The 23,500-nt window shown below is 41.6% G+C and carries 25 protein-coding genes and 1 other RNA gene; 16 read left to right on the top strand and 10 right to left on the bottom strand.

The annotated features are described in order from the left end of the window. Window positions 1–11 precede the first annotated feature (11 nt). On the top strand, window positions 12–1,259 hold the full coding sequence (locus tag ACK4HU_RS16030; protein ID WP_409808440.1) for an ABC transporter permease: 1,248 nt from the start codon (window positions 12–14) through the stop codon (window positions 1,257–1,259). 68 nt (window positions 1,260–1,327) lie between these two features. On the opposite strand, the gene recA is transcribed toward ACK4HU_RS16030, so the two are convergent. Next, window positions 1,328–2,356, bottom strand: coding sequence for a recombinase RecA (recA, locus tag ACK4HU_RS16025; RefSeq protein ID WP_409808438.1), 1,029 nt, complete (start codon window positions 2,354–2,356; stop codon window positions 1,328–1,330). Between the two features lie 181 nt (window positions 2,357–2,537). Here recA and ACK4HU_RS16020 point away from each other — a divergent pair, with 181 nt between their 5' ends. From ACK4HU_RS16020 to ACK4HU_RS16010, 3 genes are all read left to right on the top strand, one after another. Then, complete coding sequence (locus tag ACK4HU_RS16020) at window positions 2,538–3,320, top strand: DUF3108 domain-containing protein (RefSeq protein WP_409808436.1); 783 nt, start codon at window positions 2,538–2,540, stop codon at window positions 3,318–3,320. Window positions 3,321–3,471: 151 nt separating this feature from the next. Beyond that, a complete protein-coding gene (locus ACK4HU_RS16015; RefSeq protein ID WP_409808434.1) occupies window positions 3,472–4,161 on the top strand; it encodes a response regulator transcription factor in 690 nt (229 codons plus the stop codon). Window positions 4,162–4,163: 2 nt separating this feature from the next. Next, window positions 4,164–5,252, top strand: a complete 1,089-nt coding sequence (locus ACK4HU_RS16010; protein ID WP_409808432.1) for a sensor histidine kinase — start codon at window positions 4,164–4,166, stop codon at window positions 5,250–5,252. On the opposite strand, the gene ACK4HU_RS16005 is transcribed toward ACK4HU_RS16010, so the two are convergent. Both ACK4HU_RS16005 and ACK4HU_RS16000 read right to left on the bottom strand, forming a co-directional pair. After that, on the bottom strand, window positions 5,249–5,644 hold the full coding sequence (locus tag ACK4HU_RS16005) for a DUF3037 domain-containing protein (protein ID WP_409808431.1): 396 nt from the start codon (window positions 5,642–5,644) through the stop codon (window positions 5,249–5,251). The genes ACK4HU_RS16010 and ACK4HU_RS16005 overlap by 4 nt on opposite strands. Next, on the bottom strand, window positions 5,610–6,413 hold the full coding sequence (locus ACK4HU_RS16000; protein ID WP_409808429.1) for a HipA family kinase: 804 nt from the start codon (window positions 6,411–6,413) through the stop codon (window positions 5,610–5,612). The genes ACK4HU_RS16005 and ACK4HU_RS16000 overlap by 35 nt, the downstream gene beginning before the upstream one ends. A 416-nt stretch (window positions 6,414–6,829) precedes the next feature. On the opposite strand from ACK4HU_RS16000, the gene ACK4HU_RS15995 reads away from it, so the two are divergent. The 5 genes from ACK4HU_RS15995 (at window position 6,830) to tsf (ending at window position 10,415) form a co-directional block, all read left to right on the top strand. After that, window positions 6,830–7,540, top strand: a complete 711-nt coding sequence (locus tag ACK4HU_RS15995; protein WP_409808427.1) for an RluA family pseudouridine synthase — start codon at window positions 6,830–6,832, stop codon at window positions 7,538–7,540. A gap of 285 nt (window positions 7,541–7,825) precedes the next feature. Continuing rightward, window positions 7,826–8,269: a 50S ribosomal protein L13 gene (rplM, locus tag ACK4HU_RS15990; RefSeq protein WP_409808425.1), complete on the top strand. Its 444-nt coding sequence runs from the start codon at window positions 7,826–7,828 to the stop codon at window positions 8,267–8,269. Window positions 8,270–8,280: 11 nt separating this feature from the next. Continuing rightward, entirely contained in the window at window positions 8,281–8,667 is a 387-nt protein-coding gene (gene rpsI / locus ACK4HU_RS15985) for a 30S ribosomal protein S9 (protein ID WP_409808423.1), read from the top strand. 38 nt (window positions 8,668–8,705) lie between these two features. After that, window positions 8,706–9,467, top strand: a complete 762-nt coding sequence (gene rpsB / locus ACK4HU_RS15980; protein ID WP_409808421.1) for a 30S ribosomal protein S2 — start codon at window positions 8,706–8,708, stop codon at window positions 9,465–9,467. A gap of 117 nt (window positions 9,468–9,584) precedes the next feature. Then, on the top strand, window positions 9,585–10,415 hold the full coding sequence (gene tsf / locus ACK4HU_RS15975) for a translation elongation factor Ts (RefSeq protein WP_409808419.1): 831 nt from the start codon (window positions 9,585–9,587) through the stop codon (window positions 10,413–10,415). Between the two features lie 75 nt (window positions 10,416–10,490). On the opposite strand, the gene ACK4HU_RS15970 is transcribed toward tsf, so the two are convergent. Continuing rightward, complete coding sequence (locus ACK4HU_RS15970) at window positions 10,491–10,661, bottom strand: type II toxin-antitoxin system VapB family antitoxin (RefSeq protein WP_409808417.1); 171 nt, start codon at window positions 10,659–10,661, stop codon at window positions 10,491–10,493. A 182-nt stretch (window positions 10,662–10,843) separates the two neighbouring features. Then, window positions 10,844–12,133 carry an aminopeptidase P family protein gene (locus tag ACK4HU_RS15965; protein WP_409808415.1) on the bottom strand — a complete coding sequence of 430 codons (1,290 nt, stop codon included), beginning with the start codon at window positions 12,131–12,133 and terminating at the stop codon, window positions 10,844–10,846. A gap of 134 nt (window positions 12,134–12,267) precedes the next feature. Here ACK4HU_RS15965 and ACK4HU_RS15960 point away from each other — a divergent pair, with 134 nt between their 5' ends. The 4 genes from ACK4HU_RS15960 (at window position 12,268) to ACK4HU_RS15945 (ending at window position 16,815) form a co-directional block, all read left to right on the top strand. Continuing rightward, the gene (locus tag ACK4HU_RS15960; RefSeq protein WP_409808413.1) at window positions 12,268–13,497 is read left to right on the top strand and encodes a M16 family metallopeptidase; all 1,230 of its coding nucleotides are present in this window, start codon (window positions 12,268–12,270) and stop codon (window positions 13,495–13,497) included. A gap of 3 nt (window positions 13,498–13,500) precedes the next feature. Further along, window positions 13,501–14,145 (top strand): O-methyltransferase, encoded by a 645-nt coding sequence (locus ACK4HU_RS15955; RefSeq protein ID WP_409808411.1) that lies wholly within the window; start codon window positions 13,501–13,503, stop codon window positions 14,143–14,145. Between the two features lie 61 nt (window positions 14,146–14,206). Beyond that, the gene (locus tag ACK4HU_RS15950; protein ID WP_409808409.1) at window positions 14,207–15,799 is read left to right on the top strand and encodes a LysM peptidoglycan-binding domain-containing protein; all 1,593 of its coding nucleotides are present in this window, start codon (window positions 14,207–14,209) and stop codon (window positions 15,797–15,799) included. Window positions 15,800–15,855: 56 nt separating this feature from the next. Further along, on the top strand, window positions 15,856–16,815 hold the full coding sequence (locus ACK4HU_RS15945; RefSeq protein WP_409808407.1) for a DUF3078 domain-containing protein: 960 nt from the start codon (window positions 15,856–15,858) through the stop codon (window positions 16,813–16,815). Here ACK4HU_RS15945 and ACK4HU_RS15940 read toward each other — a convergent pair. From ACK4HU_RS15940 to ACK4HU_RS15930, 3 genes are all read right to left on the bottom strand, one after another. Next, window positions 16,812–17,267, bottom strand: coding sequence for a hypothetical protein (locus ACK4HU_RS15940; RefSeq protein WP_409808406.1), 456 nt, complete (start codon window positions 17,265–17,267; stop codon window positions 16,812–16,814). The two genes, ACK4HU_RS15945 and ACK4HU_RS15940, sit on opposite strands and share 4 nt — an antisense overlap. A 134-nt stretch (window positions 17,268–17,401) precedes the next feature. Continuing rightward, complete coding sequence (locus ACK4HU_RS15935; RefSeq protein WP_409808404.1) at window positions 17,402–18,544, bottom strand: DNA polymerase III subunit gamma/tau; 1,143 nt, start codon at window positions 18,542–18,544, stop codon at window positions 17,402–17,404. 161 nt (window positions 18,545–18,705) lie between these two features. Further along, window positions 18,706–19,059 (bottom strand): hypothetical protein, encoded by a 354-nt coding sequence (locus tag ACK4HU_RS15930; protein WP_409808403.1) that lies wholly within the window; start codon window positions 19,057–19,059, stop codon window positions 18,706–18,708. 11 nt (window positions 19,060–19,070) lie between these two features. On the opposite strand from ACK4HU_RS15930, the gene ssrA reads away from it, so the two are divergent. Then, window positions 19,071–19,472, top strand: a transfer-messenger RNA (tmRNA) gene (gene ssrA / locus ACK4HU_RS15925). Between the two features lie 469 nt (window positions 19,473–19,941). Continuing rightward, a complete protein-coding gene (locus tag ACK4HU_RS15920; RefSeq protein ID WP_409808401.1) occupies window positions 19,942–20,295 on the top strand; it encodes a hypothetical protein in 354 nt (117 codons plus the stop codon). Window positions 20,296–20,312: 17 nt separating this feature from the next. Here the strand turns inward: ACK4HU_RS15920 and ACK4HU_RS15915 are convergent, their stop codons facing one another. Together ACK4HU_RS15915 and ACK4HU_RS15910 are read right to left on the bottom strand one after the other, a co-directional pair. Continuing rightward, window positions 20,313–21,008, bottom strand: a complete 696-nt coding sequence (locus ACK4HU_RS15915) for an ABC transporter ATP-binding protein (protein WP_409808399.1) — start codon at window positions 21,006–21,008, stop codon at window positions 20,313–20,315. Next, window positions 21,005–22,495 (bottom strand): DUF5687 family protein, encoded by a 1,491-nt coding sequence (locus ACK4HU_RS15910; RefSeq protein ID WP_409808398.1) that lies wholly within the window; start codon window positions 22,493–22,495, stop codon window positions 21,005–21,007. The genes ACK4HU_RS15915 and ACK4HU_RS15910 overlap by 4 nt, the downstream gene beginning before the upstream one ends. Before the next feature lie 88 nt (window positions 22,496–22,583). Here ACK4HU_RS15910 and ACK4HU_RS15905 point away from each other — a divergent pair, with 88 nt between their 5' ends. Further along, window positions 22,584–23,315: a nitroreductase family protein gene (locus ACK4HU_RS15905; protein WP_409808396.1), complete on the top strand. Its 732-nt coding sequence runs from the start codon at window positions 22,584–22,586 to the stop codon at window positions 23,313–23,315. Window positions 23,316–23,500: the final 185 nt, after the last annotated feature.

Here is a 23,500-nt window from a genome sequence, read left to right as displayed (position 1 = left end):
CTATTCTAAGCATGCTGTTTTTCCAACTGACCTGGGAAAGTTTTCGCTTCGCCATCTCCGCCCTCAAATCCAATCTCACCCGTACAATTCTGTCCCTTTTGGGAGTTACAGTGGGTATTTTCGCCATTATCGCAGTGTTTACACTGGTAGATTCCTTGGAGGGGAAAATTCGGTCTTCCTTCGCTTTCTTAGGAACCAACGTTATGCGTGTTGACCGATTTCCTTTTGCAAATGGACCTCAAGATTATCCTTGGTGGAAATATTTCCAAAGACCTCCTGGCACCTTGAGTGAATATAGATTCCTTCAAGAAAGACTTAAAAATGCAGAAGGTGTGACTATTTCTGCATCTTCCACAGCAACAGTTCAAGCTGGAAGCAATGCCTTTACGGGAATGTCTCTGTCAGGGGTGGAGTATACTTACCAAGATGTTTTTGAGGTTGCTTTGGAAGAAGGGAGATACTTCTCAGAATCTGAAATCAAAGCTTCCAGAAACTTGGCTATTTTGGGTAAAAAAATTGCAAATAGCCTATATCCCAATCAATCTTCTATCGGAAAAGAGGTGAAAATAAAGGGGATGAAATTTACTGTAATTGGAATCTTTGAAGAAGAGGGTGAAGGTTTTCTTGATCTTCCTTCCAAAGATGTCGCTTGCCTCATCCCATTTGGTGCGTTTAACAAAATGTATTACACCGGCAGAAATGGTCTAGAGCCAACAATTGCCGTCAAAGGACTGGAATCTGACATTGGACTTGTGGCACTTGAAAATGAACTGACTGGATTACTTCGTGCCAAAAGAGGGTTGAAACCAACCCAAGAAAACAACTTTGCACTTAATAAAACTGAATTCATCCAGAATGCCATCGGGTCAATTTTCGATGTGATTTCTATTGCAGGATGGGTTATAGGGGGTTTTTCAATCTTAGTTGGTGGCTTCGGGATTGCAAATATTATGTTCGTCTCGGTTCGAGAAAGGACCAATATTATTGGAATCCAAAAATCACTTGGAGCCAAAAATTATTTTATCCTATTCCAATTTTTATTCGAAGCAATTTGCCTTAGTTTGATTGGAGGAGGAACAGGAATTATTATTGTTTACATCCTTAGTTTCGTTCCATTGGGAAGTTTGGATTTGATTCTATCCTTCAATAATGTAATTCTAGGTTTGGGAGTTTCATCCATCATCGGAGTGGTAGCGGGAATCGTACCAGCCACCATGGCCGCTCGCTTAGACCCTGTAGAAGCAATTAGAACCGCTTGATTGAATCACCGACAAATAAAAAAAGGAGGCAGTTGCCTCCTTTTTTTATTTGTCCTGCTTATTGGATTTTACTCCTCCAAAGCAATCGTTGGTTCTGTCGGAAGAAGTCCTGATGCTGATTTGATCTTCGCTTCCAATTCTTCCATCAATTCGGGATTGTCCAACAGAAGATTTTTCACTGAGTCTCTCCCTTGGCCTAATTTTTCGCCATTGTATGAGAACCAAGATCCTGCTTTTTTGATGATTTCAAATTCCACCCCCAAGTCAATGATCTCGCCTACTTTGGAAATTCCCTGACCGTACATGATATCAAACTCCACAACTTTGAATGGTGGGGCTACTTTATTTTTCACCACTTTAACTCTTGTTCTGTTGCCAAGAATATTGTCAGGACCGTCTTTGATTTGACCAACACGTCGAATATCGAGACGAACAGATGCGTAAAATTTTAAAGCATTTCCACCTGTTGTTGTCTCCGGGCTACCGAACATTACGCCGATTTTATCACGCAATTGGTTGATGAAAACGCAAGAACAGCCTGTTTTATGGATTGCACCTGTGAGCTTTCTGAGTGCTTGAGACATCAATCTTGCCTGAAGTCCCATTTTACTTTCTCCCATTTCCCCTTCCAATTCTCCTTTAGGAACCAAAGCCGCTACGGAGTCAATGACGATGATATCAATCGCACCAGAGCGAATAAGGTGCTCAGCGATCTCCAAGGCCTGTTCTCCATTGTCCGGCTGAGAAATCAACAGGTTCTCGGTATCGATACCCAGTTTCTCGGCATAACTTTTGTCAAATGCATGTTCAGCGTCAATAAAAGCTGCCAACCCACCGGCCTTTTGGGCCTCAGCAATACAGTGCAGGGTCAGCGTCGTCTTACCGGAGGACTCAGGACCATAGATTTCAATGACCCGGCCACGTGGAATTCCGCCAATTCCCAATGCCATATCAAGACCTAACGAACCCGTGGAAATAGCTGGAATATCTAAAACTTTGTTATCACTTAGCTTCATTACGGTACCTTTTCCGTATGTCTTTTCCAGCTTATCTATTGTTAGCTGTAAAGCTTTCAGTTTTTCTGCGTTGTTACTCATGTTTATAAAATTATAAAAGTTTCAAAAGATGTATAAATTAACGAAAGACGAAGGCATAACCCAAATGGAATACACTATTGTTTCGAAATGCCAAATTCGTATTTTTATTCAGTCAAACGATTCTTTTTTTCGTAATACCTTTCGAATCAACGAAAAATTGTCAGGTATTGTCAGGTATCAAATGAAAACTGTTTTAACCTTCATTCTCCTTTTCTTACTCAACTTCACGTTTGGCCAAACTGAACAAAAAAACTCTGCCTTCACCTTTGGAGAGGAGCTGCTTTTTGACGTTACCTACGGTTGGCTCAATCTAGCGGAAGCAAAATTACAGATTAATAAACGAGTAGTCACTGAAAATTCGCGTCCGCATTACAAAATAGATGCTTTTGGTAAAACCAAAGGTGCTGCAACAATCTTTGGTCGGGTTAACGATAACTGGGGCACACACATCGACACCAGCACCCTACTTCCAACTCTTTCTTACCGATACATAGAAGAAGGAAAATATCGAAAAAATGAAAAAGTCCATTTTGATCAGCCAAACAAAAAGGCTAAAATGGAGCTATACGATCGTGAAAACCGCAACCTGAAAGAAACTAAAGAATACAATCTCCCGGGGCAAGTTCAGGACTTGGTAAGTGGATTTTATTACCTCAGATCTTTGGATCTGACAAACTTGAAAAAAGGTCAGTCGATTTTAATCACGGGTTTTTTTGATAAAGAAATATATAACCTAAAATTAATATTCGAAGGGACAGAGCAGATCCAAACAAGTCTTGGATTGAAGGATACCTATATTTTTTCTCCTTTAATGCCACCAAATAAACTCTTCAGAGGAGATTACCCAGTCAAAGTGTGGGTTACTAAGGATCAAAACAAGATACCTGTGAAGATTAAAGCCAACCTATTCATTGGTTCTATTAATATGGACATCTCATCAGCTAAGGGATTAAGGAATAATTAATTTACAATCGCTTAACATCAAGTTAATATTAGTGGTGATTTAGATTTTTTTCTTTCAGTTTATTGACAATTTTAGGGTGTTTACCAATTATTGTTTGGCTCCTATCCTCAATTATTCACTAATTTTAACCAAACCTTAAAGCAATTCCTCCATGAGCGAAAAGCAAAAGATCAAAGTTTTGGTCGTAGATGACGAACCGGACATTGTAGAGATCTTAAAGTACAACCTTCAAAAAGAGGGTTATGAAGTAGCCACAGCAGAAGATGGAATCAAGGGCGTAAAAGTCGCTACCAAGTTCCAACCTGATGTGATTTTGCTCGACATCATGATGCCCAATCAAGATGGAGTGGAGACTTGCCTTCAAATCCGCCAAATCCCGGAATTGAAAAATACCTTTATCATATTTCTTACCGCACGTATGGAAGAATATTCAGAGGTGGCTGCATTTGATGTAGGGGCGGATGATTATATCACCAAGCCAATCAAGCCACGAGCTCTGATGAGCAGAATATCGGCACTTTTCAGAAGAGAATCGAAAAAAGAGCAAGAACAAGCTCAAATCAAGGTCAAGGATCTGACCATCGATCGAGGAAGCTATACCATCGATAAATCCGGCAAGACGATCACTTTACCCAAGAAAGAGTTCGAACTATTGTATTTCCTTGCCAAAAACCCTAATATGGTTTTCAGTAGAGACGAATTGCTTCACAATATCTGGGGTTCTGATGTGTTTGTGTTGGCCCGCACGGTTGACGTTCACATTCGAAAAGTCCGCGAAAAGATTGGCGAAGACTATATCTCTACTGTAAAAGGTGTAGGATACAAGTTCGATTTGGGATAAAAATGCTGACAAATTCGAGGGGAATTTCATTGGTTTTGGCCTTTGCCATCTCGGCACTTGTGGCCGCATTTCTCTCGCTAATGCCAGATTCCAGTGCGACTTTGCTCCTAGTCGCTTGGGGCCTAACTTTTTCTGTTTCCTATTTGTTAGTCACGATTACACTCGAGTTTCTGGTCTTCCGGGAGATAGGGAATATTTATTCTTTATTAGAAAAAATCCAGAAGAAAGATCTTTCTGAAATAAGCGATAAATCCGTTCGATCCTCTCTTTCTCCCCTTCGAAAAATCAACTCAGTGATCAATTCCTATGCACTAGCAAGGCAAAAGGAAATTGATACATTGCAAAAGACCGCAGAATTCAGAAAGGAATTTATCGCAGATATTTCACACGAGTTGAAAACACCGATTTTTTCTGCGCAGGGTTACATTCATACACTTTTGGATGGAGCGATTGAAGACAAGCAAGTCCGGCTGAAGTTTTTGAAGCGTGCCGCAAAAAGCTTGGATTCGCTAGACGTGTTGGTTCAGGATTTATTGACTTTGAATCAGATGGAAAGTGGCGTAATCAAGTTTATTTTCACGGAATTTGATTTGAAACTGCTGATCGAAGAAGTCATCGAGGAACTGGAACACAAAGCCAGTAAGCGGAAAATAAAGATTGAGTTCAGTTTTGATCATGAAAAGACATACATCACCAAGGCGGATCATCAGAAGATCTACCGAGTCTGTCAAAACTTAATCTACAACGCCGTCAAGTACAATCATGATGGAGGCGAAGTGAAAGTATCTCTCAAAGCCAGCAAAACCAACCTTCAAGTGGACATCAAGGACGATGGCCAAGGAATTCCTCCGGACGATCTGAAGCGGATATTTGAGCGATTCTATCGAGTGGAGAAAAGCCGAAATAAAAAAGAAGGTGGAACAGGTCTCGGATTGGCAATTGTCAAACATATTTTGGAAGGCCACCAAAGCAAAATCTCAGTGAGCTCCACAGTTGGCAAAGGATCGATTTTTAGCTTTTCGCTGCCTCTGATTAAAGACAAGAAAACCTTGGAAAGAGAATTGGCCGAGGGAAAATCAGCCAACACTTAAAACACATACTCCTTCATCAAACTTACCAAAGAGTCTTCCAAATCCATCGTAAATCCTGAATGAGGACGGGAAGTCTGAAGCATGGAACTTCGGACGGCAGTCAACCAACGAAATCGTGATGCGGCATCCTGAAACGCAATGGGATTCTCCGGATTATCGCCTTTGCAGATTTTCTCAAACGAATCGAGGTAGCTTTTGAAAAGGTCAAAATCCACCTCAGGATCCAACATCAGCACTTTTTGCTCATCCAAATGGATTTGGCATTTAATGAAATTCTGTCGCTTGCAGCAAACCACCACCCCGACATTGACAAACTCTTCCCGTTCCACCCGTGGAACTAGGCGAATGACCGCGTATTCAAATAAGTGCTTTCCTTGCATGATTAGCTTCATCTAAAAACACGTTTGAATTGGCAAGTCTCATTTTCAAAAAGGACGCATAGACTTCCTTTGCCTCCTGAGCGGTTTCGGTGTCCCGAGAAGCCAAAATCCACTCATCCGGTACCATTTGCACGACTTCATCGATCAGTTCAGAAGTGATAATTTGCTTCATTTCTTCATCAGCTTTTTCCAAAGCTGAAGCTCTTGGGAGCAAGACATGGTCTTTTACTGTTGGGAAGGGACTCAGCGCATGTTTCTCCCAATTATCCCAGGAATGATGAAAAACCAAAGATGCACCATGGTCAATCAGCCATAGTTCCCGTTTCCAAATCAGAAGATTGGTATTTCGAAACGTACGGTCCACATTTGTAATCCACGCATCAAACCACACGATCCGGGATGCTAATTCTCCGTCCACTAGAGTAGCACCGGGATCAAAAGTCAGTGCCTTGGAGAGGAAATGAAGTGCAAGGTTCAGTCCTTGGCTGCTTTTCAGCAAATCCTGGATCTCTTCATCGCCTTCTGAATTGCCAAATGCCGCATCCAAATTAGCAAACACGATCTCAGGAACTTTGAATCCTACTCGTCTTGCTAATTCTCCTCCAATCAATTCGGCGATCAGAGCTTTCTCCCGCTGTCCGGCACCTTTGAATTTCAACACATAATTGAATCCGTCATCGGCCTCAGCCAATGCAGGCAAGGAACCGCCTTCACGCAAGGGCATGACGTATCGGGTGACATTGACTTCCCGAAGTGATGAAATAGAGTTTGATTCTGACATTTTTTACTGGAATAGAAACAAAGAAAAGCCGAAAATCTTTAAATGACATAATAGCTGAGAAATATCTACTTGTGTTTACTTATATGATTTGTCAGTCCGAGCACCTGACTGAGGCCAAAGGTCTTACTATTAGGATCATAGAGCGAAGCGAACGGCCTCTGTGACCTTGAAAAAGGCGAGTAAAATGGGTATTTTTATAGATCATATAAAGGAAAAATCCATGGAACCGCTTTCTCTGAAAATCCAGCCTTGAACAAGCCAGTCTTTGGATAAAAAACCTTTGCGCTACTTCGTGTTCTTTGCGGTTAAAAAAAGAGCTAGAAAGAATGATACCTTTAAACCCAATTCACATCTCATTTTTTTCCGACATGTCAAATGCCTACTTTTGCAGCCGCTTCAATTGAAGCGATTTATCGATGAAGAAAGTAGATTTTCAAAAACTTATATTGTTTGAAAGCGAGGATTACCTGGTGATCAACAAGCCGCCATATTTATCGAGTTTGGACGATAGACATGAGGCTCAGAACATCCTTGACCTTGCCCGTATGCACACTACTGACCCTCAGCTTTGTCATCGTCTGGACAAGGAGACTTCAGGTTGTCTAGTGATTGCAAAGAATCCTGTGGCTTATCGGCATTTAGCCATGCAGTTTGAAAACCGAAAAGTGGAAAAGGTTTACCATGCCGTAGTCGAAGGAATCAAGGAGTTCAAGGAAGAATTGGTAGACAAAAATCTTTTGTCAAACAACAAAGGAATCGCCAAAGTAAGTAAGGATGGAAAACCTGCTCAGACGATTTTTAATACCTTGAAGACATACTATAAGCATACCTTAGTGGAATGCAAACCGATCACAGGCCGCCTCCATCAAATTCGAGTTCACTTGGCATATCTAAAGTCGCCAATTTGTGGAGATACGCTCTACGGGGGAAACATTCTCTATCTCTCTTCCTTGAAACGGAGATTCAATCTGAAAAAAGAGACAGAAGAACTGCCAATCATGCAGCGGGTTTCTTTGCACGCTTATTCAATCACGTTTGAAGGTTTGGATAATCAACCCTTAAAAGTTGAAGCACCCTATCCGAAAGATTTTCAAGTATTAGTTCATCAGCTAGAAAAAAACGGCTAAAACATCAAATTTAGCTCTTGGATGCCGGATTGAATTGCGACTAATATTCCTAAGCCTATGAAATCGAGCCTGCCTGTGCAGACTGGGTTGAAGACGAAATCACATTCTGTGATTATTAAAAGTTAGGCAAGATTCCATCTTAAAATTAAGAAACAATTCATAACAAGATGAAAATTAGGACTTAGGATTGTAAATAGTTTGCATGCAAAATAAAATACTTCTATCTTTGTGTCCCTTTTTGGGGTCGATAAATTAATAACAAGCTAAAAATTAAACAGTTACACAGTGGATACTCTGAGCTATAAAACCATCTCAGCCAATTCTTCCACCGTAGAAAAGCAGTGGGTGGTAGTGGATGCCCAAGCTGCAATTCTAGGACGATTGGCGAGTGAGGTAGCAAAAATTTTGCGAGGAAAGACGAAGCCTAGCTTCACTCCTAATGTTGATTGCGGTGACAACGTCATTGTAATTAATGCTGACAAAGTCAGACTGACGGGTGACAAGTGGGACGCCAAAGTATATGTGCGTCATACCGGTTACCCAGGTGGACAGCGAATCTCTACCCCTAGAATGTTGAAGCAGAAGTCTTCAACTATCTTGGTTGAGAAGGCTGTAAGAGGCATGTTGCCTAAAAACCGATTGGGAAGCAAATTGTACGGTAATCTGTACGTGTACGAAGGTGCGGAGCATCCGCATGCAGCACAGCAGCCTCAAGCCATCACACTTTAATCGCCTATATCATGGAAATGATCAACAAAATCGGTAGAAGAAAGACCTCTGTAGCTCGTATTTATATGGGCCCAGGAAATGGCAAAATCACCGTCAACAACAAATCAATCGAAGTTTACTTCCCATTTGATCTTCATCAGATCGTGGTAAAGCAGCCATTGACCCTAGTGGGCGTGGACGGCAACTACGACATCCAGATCAATGTAGACGGAGGTGGAATCACCGGACAGGCAGAAGCTGCCCGAATGGCGATCTCCAGAGCTTTGTGTGAATTTGATGCAGATCACAGACCTGCATTGAAAAAAGAAGGTTTCCTTACACGTGATCCAAGAATGGTAGAACGTAAGAAGCCAGGACGTAGAAAAGCAAGAAGGAAATTCCAGTTCTCTAAGCGTTAATCGGAACCTACTTCAATCAATAGAAAACAATTTCATTCATGTCAAAAATCGAATACAAAGACTTACTGGATGCTGGTGTCCATTTCGGACACTTGACGAGAAAGTGGGATCCAAGAATGTCTCCATATATCTTTATGGAGAAGAACGGTATCCACATTATCGACCTCAACAAAACGCTCGCCTGCCTCGAAGAAGCATCCAACGCGGTGAAGCAAATCGTTCGTTCCGGCAAAAAAATCATGTTTGTCGCCACGAAAAAACAAGCCAAAGACCTAGTAGCAGCAGAAGCACAGCGTCTAAATATGCCTTACGTGACCGAAAGATGGTTAGGTGGTATGTTGACCAACTTCGCAACTATCAGAAAGTCTCTTAAGAAGATGTCTTCCCTCGAGAAATTGATGAAAGAAGATGCTTACAAGAACTTGGCTAAAAAAGAGCGTCTCATGGTGAGCCGTGACAAAGAGAAAATGGAAAGTGTATTGGGCGGTATCGCTGACCTAAGCAGACTTCCGGCAGCGCTTTTTGTTGTGGACATCAAAAGAGAACACATCGCTATCGCTGAAGCTCAAAAGCTTGGCATCCCAGTTTTCGCATTAGTTGATACCAACTCCAACCCGAACGAGGTGGAATTCCCAATCCCAGCCAATGATGATGCATTCAAGTCAGTTTCTCTTTTGGTAAAAGCTTTCGGAGCTGCTATCGAAGAAGGTCTGTCTGAGCGCAAGAGAGACAAGGACGATGCTAAACTTACCGAAGAGGAAGAAGCAAAAAGAGCAGTGGACGCTGAAGTAAAAGAATAATCCACATTTGATTTTATAATTTAAAAGATTGAACATCCGGCTCAGGTCGATGTTCAATTTTTTGTTTTATCCAGAACAACGAAATTATCCAGTTTAAAAAAATAAACAGATCACAAAATGGCAATCACTGCACAAGACGTAAACAAACTGAGACAAATGACCGGTGCCGGTATGATGGACTGCAAAAAAGCTTTGACTGAAGCTGAAGGCGACTTCGAAAAAGCAGTAGACATCCTCAGAAAAAAAGGTCAAAAAGTATCTGCATCCAGAGCTGACCGTGAAACCAAAGAAGGAGTAGTAGCAACACGTGTAACTGATAACGGTGCAAAAGGAACTTTGCTTTCTTTGACTTGTGAGACTGACTTCGTAGCAAAAAATGAAGGATTTGTCACTTTTGCCAATACTTTGATCGATATCGCAGTAGCTCATGGAGCAACTTCTCAAGAGGCTGTTTTAGCACTTCCATTCGAAAACATCACCGTTGCTGAGAAAATCATCGAAATGACCGGTAAAATCGGCGAGAAAATCGATATCTCTCATTTTGAAATCATCACTGCTGAAACTGTAGTTCCTTACATTCACTCCAATGGCAAATTGGGCGTGTTAGTAGGATTGGTAAACACTTCAGGAACTGACGTGGAAGAAGCAGGTAAAGACGTAGCAATGCAGATTGCAGCGATGAACCCTGTAGCTGTTGACAAAGACGGAGTAGATGCTTCCACAATCGAGAGAGAAATCGAAATCGGAAAAGAGCAAGCAAGAGCGGAAGGAAAAGCGGAAGAAATGCTTGAGAAAATCGCCATGGGCAAATTGGCTAAGTTCTACAAAGAAAGCACTTTGCTGAGCCAGCAGTTTGTAAAAGACAACTCTAAGTCAATCGCGCAATACCTTGACGGTGTAAGCAAAGGCTTGACTGTAAATGCATTCAAAAGAATTTCTATCGGGTAATTCCATTTTCTCTAAATAATAAAAACCCCCTCGGAGCAATTTGAGAGGGTTTTTCTGTATTAGTACAACTAAAGATCAATCACTTTCCCATTCAATTTTACCTGCCAAGCCTGCCAATTCGTTTAATTTAAGCCTTCTTAGATATTCTTCCAAAGCAAGATGCACCACTTCTTTTTTGGTCGCAATAGAAGTCATCTTCATGATCTCCTCAATCAGTTCTTGGTTTATATCGATATTTGTTCTCATACCACTTACTATTTATACACCAACATTCATTTATAAATTCGCCATAAAAAAATGCCCTCCAAAGTAATTTCCGGAGAACATTTCAATTTATAAGAGTTTAGTTTATTCCGGAAATCAGATCATCTAGAAGTGCTACACCCCAGATTTCTTCTGTCTTTTGTCTCCGGTCTTCCAACTTATAGTCAGGAATTCATCAACTCCTCTATCTCTTCCGCCTCTATCGGGATATTCCGCATCAGATCGAAGTAGCCATTTTCCTGGATCACGATATTGTTTTCCAATCGAATCCCTATTCCTTCTGCTGGAATATAAATCCCAGGCTCTACGGTAAAGACCATTCCCGGAGTGATGGGGTTATGCATGGTTCCCACGTCATGCACATCCAAACCCAAATGATGGGAAGTCCCATGCATAAAGTACTTTTTGTAAGCTGGCAAAGCAGGATCCTGATTTTGAATATCAGTTTGATCGATCAAGCCTAATCCGATTAATTCCGACTGCATAATCAAGCCAACTTCCTTATGATAATCCTGAATATTGGTGCCAGGTCTTAAGATATTCGAAGCTTCTTTGTGAACTCTTATAACAGCATCATAAACCGCCCGCTGTCTCGCCGTAAATCTGCCATTAACAGGAATCGTTCGAGTCATGTCAGCATTATAGTTTCCAAATTCTGCACCGACATCCATGAGCAGCATTTCTCCATCCAAACAGGCTTTGCTGTTTTCAATGTAATGAAGAACACAGGCAGAGGCACCGGAAGCGATGATGGGTTCGTACGCAAAACCTTTGCTTCTATTTCTTACAAATTCATGGAGGTACTCCGCCTCAATTTCAAACTCAGTAACACCGGGTTTTACAAAAGAAAGAATCCTTCTGAATCCCTTTTCAGTGATGTCACAGGCGATTTGGAGCTGATCAATTTCTTCCTTCTCCTTCCTGCCTCGAAGCTCATGCATGATCGGCGCAGCTCGGTCAAAGAGGTGAAGGGGAAACATCTCCTTACAAGATTTGATAAATCGAGCATCACGAGTTTCAACTACTACTCCAGCACGAAGGTGCTCATTGGTATTCAGATAAATTCGCTCAGATAGTGAAACAACCGTATTTAACACCTGATCAAAATTCGCCAGCCACTGGATATTTTTAATTCCAGAAGCAGCTTCCGCTTCTTCTTTGGTGTACTTATGTCCTTCCCAAACAGCGATCAACTCATTCGTTTCTCTCAGAAAAAGAACCTCACGCATAGCAGGATTTGGACAATCAGGAGCTATTAACAAAATCGTCTCTTCTTGATCTATTCCGCACAAATAGAATAAATCATTGTTTTGGCGAAATTTCATCGTGCCATCCGCATTGGTCGGCATGATATCATTGGAATTAAAAATGGCAACTGAGTTCTTCGCCATTTTCGCGGCAAACTTTGCTCGGTTACGGCTATAGAGTTCTTTTGGTAGTGGAGTATATTTCATAATGTATTGAAAAACATTTCACGTCAATTATTTTCATCCTAAAGTTAACAATTCGTCCCTTTCCTGAATTAAATTCCCATCATTACAGTTTTAGCATTTATGTGTATTTTCCGCAGAGGAGACAGATTTACAACATGCAGTTAAATATTAAAGAACTTTCCAACGGGATTCGTATTGTTCATCAGCAAGTTACCCACACTCGAATCGTCCATTGCGGTTTCATTTTGAATATCGGCAGTAGAGATGAGGATAAGGAACTGGAGGGACTGGCCCATTTCTGGGAACATATGGCCTTTAAAGGCACTCACAAGCGGAAAACTTTTCACATCATCAATCGATTGGAATCCCTCGGTGGGGAGCTCAATGCTTACACCACGAAGGAAAAAGTCTGCTTTTATGCTTCAATCCTAAAAGAACATTACGACAAGGCTGCGGAATTACTTTTCGACATCACCTTCAACAGCACTTTCCCGACGAAACAAATCGAAAAGGAACGGCAGGTGATTTTGGAGGAAATGGCCATGTACCGAGACTCACCGGATGATTCTATTCAGGATGAATTGGACGAATTGGTTTTTGCAAATCATGCCTTGGGTAGAAATATCTTAGGAACTGAAGAGACGGTATCCAGATTTTCTCAACAGGATTTCTTTGAATTTATTTCATCAAGATTGGACACCTCAGAGATAGTTTTTTCTGTGGTTGGAAACATCACCTTTGAAAAAGCACTGAAAGCTATTGAAGGGCCTTTAAGCCAAATCCAAGCAAAACATACTTTGTATGTTCGAAGTGGTTTTCATGATTACATCCCTAAACGTAAAACCATTCCTCGAGACGTCACGCAGTCCCTCTGTGCAATCGGTCGGCCAGCCTATTCCCTTCATGATGTCAATCGATTCAAACTTTACTTACTGAACAATATTCTTGGTGGACCGACGATGAACAGCCGATTGAACCTTTCCCTGCGGGAAAATCATGGGTACGTTTACAGTATAGAGTCGAGTTATCAGGCTTTCTCTGACACCGGATTTTTTGGGGTTTTCTTTGGAACTGAAGAAAAAACACTGAAAAAATCAATGGCTATCGTGCATCGGGAAATGGAAAGACTCAGAAACAAAAAACTCGGTGGTATCCAGCTCCACATGGCCAAGGAACAGGCAATTGGACAAATGGCGATGGCAGAGGAAAATTATGCCGCGCTTATGCTTGTCTATGGCAAAAGCTTGATCGACCATGGGAAAATCGATCCCCTGGATCTCATCTTTGAGAAAATCCAGTCAACAACCGCGGAACAAATTCAGGAGATCGCCCAGGAAATTTTCAATCCTGAGCAACTCAGTTACCTGATTTACACACCAAACTAAACCATGGAATTCATTGATCCAGCGCTTCTTTCCTATTGTGAATCCATCACGAGTTCGGAAGATGCTCTTTTGAAAAAAATCACTCGGGAAACTCAGGCGAAAGTGCTCATGCCTCGAATGATTTCAGGACACCTTCAAGGTAAAATGCTGGAATTTTTCGTGAAAATGTCTCAACCTAAGACTATATTGGAAATAGGGACTTACACCGGATATTCAGGCATCTGTCTGGCAAGAGGATTAAAACCCGATGGCAAGTTGATCACTTTAGACATCAATGATGAGTTGGAATCGATGGTGAGAGGATTTTTTGAAGAAAGCGGACTTGCAAATCAAATTGACTATCGCCTTGGAAATGCAAGAGAAATTATCCCAACACTAGAGGGGCCTTTTGACTTTGTTTTCATTGACGCAGACAAGTTTTACTATGCCGACTATTTTGACTTAGTCATTGAAAAAGTACCGACAGGAGGGCTCATTTTAGCAGACAACGTCCTATGGTCGGGGAAAATCCTGGTGGAAGAAGGTCAGAAAATCGATAAGGACACTAAGGCAATTTTAGACTTTAATCAAAAGCTTCAGAATGATCCACGCATAGAAAACATTCTCTTGCCCATCCGAGACGGAGTATTGATGGCTAGAAAACTCTGATTTCGGCAAAATGGGAATCATTTTTGCACAGCACGGATAAATAGAACGAAAGAACCTTTCGATGAAGTCCTTGCAAGCACTACTGATCCCTTTTCTTTTACTTTCACTTGGTACAAATACGGTTTTAGCCCAAATTCCACAAGTTCCTTCCCAACTGGAATTTGCCGATCTGACCGTCAGAATTACACCTCAAGCGCAACGGGAAATCCAACTTGATGTGGACGCACAATTTCGAAATCCGACTTATTTCAAAGTAAAGCAAGACCGAATTAATCTCTACATGCCGATTGTAGAGCGGGAATTGAGAAGTATGGGTGTACCAGAAGACTTGAAGTATCTTGTCATCCAAGAAAGCGGCTTGATCCCTGATGCGGTTTCCACCTCAAATGCGGTGGGCTTTTGGCAGTTTAAGCAAGGCACGGCAGAAGAGGTAGGACTTCGGGTGGATGCTCAAGTAGACGAACGGAAAAATATAGCATCCTCCTCCCGGGGTGCTGCTCTTTATCTGAAAAAACACAATAGTAATCTCGATAATTGGATGACTGCCTTAGTATCCTACCAAATGGGTTTAGGTGGTGCAAAGGCTTATTTCGGCAATCAGTATTCCGGGAAAAAAGTCATTGAAGTCGACAGAAATACGCATTGGTATTTCAAAAAATTCCTCGCTCATAAAATCGCCTATGAGAATCAAATTGGAATGTTTGTATCCAACCAAAAATTAGTGGAATTGAAGGTTCAGGGTCCAGTCACCATGGCCGCTCTTTCCAAACAACTGGGGGTAAGTGAAGCACATCTCAAAGAGTTTAATAAATGGGCAGGCAATGGACGGGTTCCAGCAGGCACATTTACCATATTTTACATCAAAGAGGCAAGTCTTCAAATGGAACCTGCCGTGCTCAAATCAGAGGAGCAACCAAAGAAACAACAGCAAACAGCTGCTGCAACAGCATACAAAAACTCTCCCGTCTACAAGCAGGCCAATTCGTATCCTAGAATTTCCGGTAACACCACAAAAGCGAATCAGCCCAATCAAATCACTGTTAATGAATTGGATGGGGTTTTAGCCAGCAAAACAACCACTCCGAGCAAATTCTCAGATGAAATCGGCCTCAAGGAAAAGAAATTTCTAAGACTCAACGATATGGAATCTGGAGAGCGAATCGAAACAGGAAAATACTACTACACCGAGAAAAAGAAATCAAGTGCAGAGGTAGAAACCCATTTGGTACTGCCAGGAGAAACCCTTTGGTCGATTTCGCAGAAATACGGAATCAGGCTTGCCTCATTGAAATCCAAGAACCGAATACGTAAAGACTCGGATCTGAAAGCTGGAATGCTTCTTAATCTCCGGGAAACAAGGAAGCGTGGCGAAGACATTCCGGTATTCCCCATTACCCAGCCCGTTCAACAAAATAAAACGGTCATCGCAGCTACAGAGGCAAAACCTGTAGAGATTGCACCTCCAACCCGAATTGAGAATACGTCACCAGTTACTCAATCGGATCGAGTTACACATATAGTGGTACAAGGTGATACTCTTTTTAAAATCTCAAATAGATACGGTGTCACTGTCGATAACTTGAAGTCCTGGAACAACATCGGTCAGCAAAACATCATCAGCATCGGTCAGAAATTGGTTATCTTCAAGCCCTGATTACCTTAACACACCTCCATTTAATGCTTAAAAAGTTTCTTTTTTCAGGGTTACTAATGATCCTTTTAGCCTTGTCCGCTGAAGCTCAGGATCGCTTAATTATTCCTGACACTGTGTTGATCAATGGAGACACATTGCTAATGCTTGGGGATTCTATTTTGGTCAATGAGCCGGTAAAGGAGATTTTTTGGAAGACGGGTGGAAACTATAATCTCAACATCCAACAGGTCACGCTAAGTAATTGGGCCGCAGGTGGTGCGAGTTCATTTGCGCTGAATTCCGGTTTTTCCCTTTTCGCCAACTATAAAAAAGACTCTAAAGTCTGGGACACTCAATTAAATATAAATTTAGGCTTTAACAGACAATCAGATCGGCAATTTCAAACGCGGAAAACCAACGATAACTTCGTCTTTGTGAGTAATTATGGACGACAATTGTCTAAATTCATGTACTTGACCACCCAGCTGGATGCCAGAACGCAGCTAGTGGCGGGTTATCAATATTCCCGTCCCGCAGGCAGTGAATTTGATCTACGAAGAAAAATCTCCGACTTGCTTTCGCCTGGTTATTTGCAGTCCTCAACTGGTCTTAATTACCGAAAAACCTATGACGACAAAAGCAGGATATCCGTAATTCTTTCTCCATTTACAGGTCGATTCACCATTGTGATGAATGATTCCTTGAGTCGTGTGGGTGCGTTTGGTGTTCAACGTGGAGAGAATGTGAGAGCAGAAGCAGGGATGTCCTTTGCCCTTGGTTTGGTGGATGTGCGTCTGATGGAAAATGTCACTTGGAAATCCGATCTGAATCTGTTCTCCAACTATGAAAGCTTTGGGAATTTAGTCGTGAATTTCAATTCAATTATTCGCCTAAAAGTCAATAAATTTATCTCGACACGTATTGAAACAGCTTTAATTTATGATGAGGAGGTCTTTATTCGTCAACCCGACGGCACATCCAAACAGGCTGTTCAATTTCAAAATCTAATCAATTTTGGAGTTTCTCTGGATTTCTAAAAGTCTGTTTCCAATCCGAACTTTTTCTGAAGTTCTGCCAAGGCAGGGTGCTTTTCACGGAGGTAATTGAACTTATCCGAATTGGTGTAAAGTTTAGAATTGTTGTTTTCTACTTCCTCCCTTAGTTCTACAGATATTAATACCCGATCAGCCCCGGTGAATTGTCGGATCAAGCCCACCAACTCCTGCTTCATCTTGTTGGCAATTTCTTCTTGCATATGCCCCACGACTTCTAGAACCACCTCCCCACCCTCACGAACTTTGATTTCTTGATCCAAAATAGCAAGCTCGAAGTTTTTATCTCCATTCTTGAAGTGCGTCCTTATGGATAAAATGTGCAAGTCAAAAAGCTCCTGGGTCAACGCGACTGAAGTTCCTAGTGGTTTGACTTCGACTTGTTCCTGGATTTTCAAGTCGGATGTTTGCTTTGCTTGCCTTGCCTTATCATCCACCAATCGCTTGGTTTGAGTGAGGCTTGACGGAATCGCAATGGTAGCTTTTGGAAGCGATTTCTTTGTCGTAGAGAAATCAATAGGGGCAGCTTGCTTGACTTCAGGAGACTCAGCCTCAGCTACAGCTTGCTCACTCAGGCTTTTTTTTTTGCCTCTGCAGTGGCTAGGGTTGCCAAGCGAAATGCCTGAGGAAGCTTGGCCATTTTCATCAATGCCAACTCCACGTGAAGGCGCTGATTTTTGCTGGCTTTGTAGTGGATATCACACTGATTAGCCAAGTTCAAGGCAGATAATAAAAATGACACAGAAGACTTCTGAGTTTGAATAATGTAGCGCTCCTTGGCACTTTCAGAAACCTGAAGTAGTTCCACTGTCGCCTCATCTTTGACCACAAGCAAATCTCTAAAATGCTCACTTAGGCCAACGATAAAGTTGTGACCATCGAAGCCCTTTTTAAGAATTTCATCAAATATCAACAGCGTAGCCGAAAGGTCCTCTGCTAGTAAGCCATCCACCACTTTGAAATAATAATCATAGTCAAGGATGTTGAGATTGTCGATGGTCTCTTTGTAGGTTACTTTTTTGCCCGCAGAATAGGTGACAATAAGGTCAAAAATAGAAAGTGCATCACGGAGAGCGCCGTCAGCTTTGGTTGCGATGAGTCGAAGCGCTTCATCTTCGTAGTCGACATTTTCTTTCTCTGCAATTTCCCTCAGGTGCTCAGCGATGTGCTTGATTTGAATTCGATTGAAATCAAAAATCTGGCAACGGGAAAGAATTGTAGGAATGATTTTATGCTTTTCGGTAGTCGCCAAAATAAAGATGGCATACTTCGGGGGCTCTTCCAAGGTCTTTAAAAAGGCATTGAAGGCCGCTGTCGAGAGCATGTGAACTTCATCAATTATATAGACCTTGTATTGCCCTTTTTGCGGAGCATAGCGAACCTGATCTACCAGATTCCGGATATCATCTACCGAGTTATTTGATGCGGCATCGAGCTCGTAAATATTGAAGGAGGCATTGTTTTGGAAAGAAACACAGGAGTCACACTTTCCGCACGCTTCATTGTTGGTGACGTTTTCGCAATTGATCGTCTTTGCGAGAATCCGGGCACAGGTCGTCTTACCTACTCCACGAGGTCCGCAAAAAAGGAAAGCCTGAGCGAGGTGATTATTTTTAATGGCATTCTGCAGCGTTGTGGTGATATGCTGCTGCCCCACTACGCTTTTAAAATCTGCCGGTCTGTATTTTCTTGCCGAGACGACGAAGTTTTCCATTGCTGCAAGATATAAAAAAGTGGATATTCAGACGATGGGAAAAAGCGCCTTTTGGAAAGTTTTTCGCTAATGATTTGAGAATTAGAAGGATTAGAAAATTGAAAAATTGATTTTTCAAGTTAATAAGTAGTAAGGTTAAAAGGTTGGAATGTTTCCTAGATTCAATCCCCATAAGATTCCTGAAGTGTCTTAAATCGTAATACAGAAATTTTTCCTGAGCGTAGTGAAAGCATCCTGAATAACCAATAACTTAATAACAAATAATGAACATCGAACGCTGAATGTCGAATAGCGAAGATATCTGAGGCTTCGTAAATCGTAATTCTTGAACTTGTGCTGAGCGTAGTGTAAGCATCCTGAATAACCAATAAATTAATAACAAATAATGAATATCGAACGCTGAATGTCGAATAGCGAAGATATCTGAGGCTTCGTAAATCAAAAACTTGTGCTGAGCGGAGTCGAAGCATCGTAATTAACCTGTCTTGGAACCAAATTTGAATTACTTTTGTCATCCCAACAAAATGGGGCTGACCGGTTTTGACAGTAGGTGTAAAGATCGGGCTTGCATGCAGGCTGGAGTATGTACGGCCTTAAAAGATTCATACGAACGATAAATGGCGAAACTTCTTACGCCATGGCTGCTTAATCTAACCTTTTAGGATAGATCGCTTAAAGGGTTGAGTCACGAGAGTGATTCCCCAGCCACATCCCTCCGCCCCCCGTCCTTTCGGGGTGGATTCCGGGGTGTCGACTTGATCGGACTGCTGCCTGTGATGCGATTAAGCAGGCCTAAGCCAAATCGATAAGCCTCGCTCAGGTGTGTCATCCAGCATAGCGTGGTCGAAAAAACAACCGATGACTAAGCATGTAGACGGTACGTTGTTTCCTTATCTGGACGTGGGTTCGAGTCCCACCAGCTCCACAATAAAGCCTCCCGAAGTGATTCAGGAGGCTTTTTGATTTGTCAATGCTCTAAAATCCGCACCAACTCCTCATTTACATAAAACACTTCCTTCCCATCTTTTTTGGAGGCAAGAACTGAACAGGTTTTGAGTACATGTCCAGATTATCAAAAAAAATGGACACATCAACGGAATATGTCCATTTAATAGCAGCTTTTGAGATTCATGTCCATTTCAACAAAATAAGTGAACATATATTAGCTGAATTACCTCCCAGCGGCTCAAAAAAGCATCTTGAAATCCAAAGGTCTTTTTGTTTTTCCTTGATTTATTTTTCATTGATTCTCAAATCCATCTACTCACTTTGAGAGTTACTTTCTAAATTCGAATCATATCATTATGAAATGACCATGATCCCGTACGTACGGGATCACACAGGGGGATAATTATTCAGGGCATTCCTTGTGACCATTAAAATCAAATTATAAACACATGAAAAAACTACCTCTACTGTTTTTTATCTTTTTAGGCTGCAATATTATTCCCCCTGAGCCTTCTGATTTTACTGTGGAAGAGGTAACAGTGATAGGAGGACCTAATCAAAATCTCCAAGACAGTGTTGGTCTCCTATTGGTGGTCCAAGGTCTTCCTCCAACCAATAAATGGAATATGGAATGGGAAGTCAATGGTCAAGTGGTGTTTTCAGAAAAGGTAGGCGGAAAAGCTGGAAGGATCTCGTCTCTAAAAAAATATAAAGGGAGTCAATCCGGAGAATATATTTTTAAGGGATGTATTGTTTCCAAAACTATGCGGGTATGTGACGATCAAACTTTTTTCCTACGGTAATAAATTTCCAAATACGTTTAACCCGTAAAATACGCCTCCAATTCAGCCATCATTTCAGCTTTTTCTCGCAGGTCACGGATCACTTTTCCTTTTTCCAGCAATACAATTCGCTCACAAATCTCTGTGACATGATTCAGATCGTGACTGGAGATCAAAAAGGTAATTCTGGAACTTTCTGTTTCCCGCAAAATCAGCTTCTTCAATCGAATCTGCGAACTCGGGTCGAGGTTTTCGAAGGGTTCATCCAAGAGTACCACTTCAGGATTACCCATCAGGGCGGCAGCGATTCCAACTTTCTTCAAGTTTCCCTTAGACAAATCCCGGATGTATTTCTTTTTGTCCAAGACCTCATCGTTGAATAATTCAGTAAATCTATCCAAGTGATTTTTGAGATCTTCGACCGACATGCCATAGATTACCCGCAACGTTTCAAAATACTCATCTGGTGTCAGATAAGCCAAAAGCATGTGCTCATCCAAGTAAGCTCCGGTTTTGGCTTTCCAAGTTTCGGAGGTACTGACATCTTCACCGTTGATTTTGACAGAGCCGGATGAAGCTCTTACTAAGTCAAGTATGATCCGAAAAAGTGTGGTTTTGCCTGCGCCGTTGTTTCCGACTAGACCAAAGCATTCTCCTTTTGGAATCTCCAGTGTGTCTACATCGAGGACAACAGCTTCTTTGTATTGTTTTTTGAGTTGAGCGATCTGTATCATAGTTCTTGACGGAAGGAAGATGAAATTTCGTATCGATTTTTAAGTACTCTGTTAATATTGATTTGGGACAATGGCTTAAAAGCCAGCAAGCCAATGAGTCCGATTATTCCCAAGGCAAGCAGTCCAACATATTCATTAAATAAAAGCCAGAAAGGCACATAGACTGCATAAGGAGCTAAAAACATAGGCAAAATCATTAGGAATTGGGCTGCTCCGATTCCCTCATAATTGAACATGGCGCCCTTGTTCAAATCCATTGGTTTAGGTTTCCAAAGTGCAAAGTAGATAATCAAATGCATCAATATTCCAATGTTGAAAAATAGGCAACAGATGTGAAGCAATAGAAATTGCCAGCCGAATAACGTGTAGGGAACAGCGGCAAGAAAGCAAATGAATGAAACTCCCGTAAACAGGAGGTATTTACCTCTAACGAGCGATTCTATTCCGTGCTTTTTGGAAAGAAAAAAATCAAAATTGGCTGAGTTCCAGCTTAGAAAAAGCTGGGCATACTGCAGCATAAAAATTCCCGTAATGAAAATTGCAGCAAAAATGAAAATAAAATGAATTCCTGATTCCTCTGTGGTATACTGAGGGTTTTTGTAAAAAATCAAACCATACAGTAAAAAGAATCCTGCCAGCATGAGGTAAGTTCGGCTCTTTTTATGCCGGATAATCAGCTTCCACTCCAAGTTTGCCATCTCACCTGCCAAGCCAAATCTGGAGAAAAAACCGATCGACTGATTGACAAAACGAACGTCCTCCTCCTCTGACAAATCCTCCAGATAAGCATTGGACACATAGAATTTATAGCATAGAAAATAAGCTCCGATCAATACTGCTAGCATTCCAATCAAAGGAATTGGGCTAGTAAGTGAATAGTCAAACACGGGTTTCATGATTTCTCCCAGATTAAACCACCCCATGTAGCTGGAACCTGCGCCTAAAACCATCACAAGGAAAATCACAAATAATCCGATCAAACTGTCCTCAAATCGCTGCTTGAACCAAAGCATAAACCAGTGAATCGTCCAACTTGTCAAAGTGATCGCAGAAATCCAAGTGATGGCCCCTAATGAACCATATTTGGCACTGACAACCTCAATGGAAAAAGGTATAAACAATAGAATAGCAATGATACTCAATGGTGAGATAAATGATCTTACCAGAAGCATTTGTATAATTCTACCTTTCCCAATCGGCAGGTGAAGCAAACTTTCCAACTCGATCACGGGAAGCTTTTGAATAAAATAACGGTATAGAAATTCTGCGAGAAAAAAGTAGATCATAAAGCTATTGAGCAATGCGATGTAATCCTCACCGGGTGCTGCGACATCCAAAATAGATTTGAGCAAAATCCCCAATCCTAGCACATAGCTCAATAAAACCAGAATCAGAATTCCCATCAGGATATTGGTCATCAGGCTTTTTGCAAAGGAGGTCGAGCGCAAACTCTTCAGATATTGTAATCGGATAAGTGTAAAAAACATAAGTTTGAGTTTAGATCGGCGTTGGTATTTTCTGCAATATGCCCAAACATTGGATTTATTTCCAGTTCTATAACGCAAAAAAGGATAAATGAAGGATATGGTACAGGAATTAGGATTTTTCGAGGCGGTGAATGCAAGAAGATCAGTGCGGATTTTTGATCAGGAGGAGCCATTTGATCACGACATTGTCAAAAAATGTCTGGAGGCGGCGATTCTTTCCCCAAACAGTTCCAACCTTCAGTTATATAATTTTATCCGCATACCGGAGTCATCATCCTTGAAAGATCCGCTATCCAGATTCTGCATGGGTCAAAAGGCTGCGACCTCCGCTCGAGAATTGATCGTGGTAGTCACTCGTAGAGACCTTTGGAAACAAAGGGCACAAGTCAACTACGATTACATCAAAAAATCACAAGAAGGTAAATCGGGTAAAAAGTCAAAACAGGCACTTGGGTATTATTCAAGCATTATCACCAAGCTTTATGGAAAGTATCCAGGCTGGTCAATGCTAAAAAAGATCATTGCATGGTGGGTTGGTCGAAAGAGGCCCATGGTTCGCGAAGTAAGTGAAACTGATGTCAGAATCTCAGTCCACAAAAGTGCGGCATTGGCGTCTATGACTTTTATGCTAGCCATGAAAGCAGTTGGCTATGATACCTGCCCAATGGAAGGGATAGATTCAAAGCGTGTAAAAAAACTACTTGATTTACCTGAAGCCTCCGAAATCTGCATGATCATCGGCTGCGGGAAAGGTTTGCCGGAAGGTACTTATGGAAAGCGATTCCGAATAAGATCAGATGAATTGATTTTTGAAAAATAAACTAATCTGATTAGCCGCAATGATACCAGTGGCCGAATTTAATTTTGATTACACCTCGACTTCGCTCGGTGCCCGTTGGTTTCGTTTTGAGAGGAGGGGAGGGAAAAGCGGCGGCGGCCCAATTAACACCCCACCGGGTAAATATCAAAGAATCTGGGGGCGAGGGCAGGCGATGTCCATTTGTT

The organism is Algoriphagus sp. (assembly GCF_046296635.1).
Taxonomy (GTDB): Bacteria; Bacteroidota; Bacteroidia; order Cytophagales; family Cyclobacteriaceae; genus Algoriphagus.
This window is presented reverse-complemented; position numbering and strand designations above follow the sequence as displayed.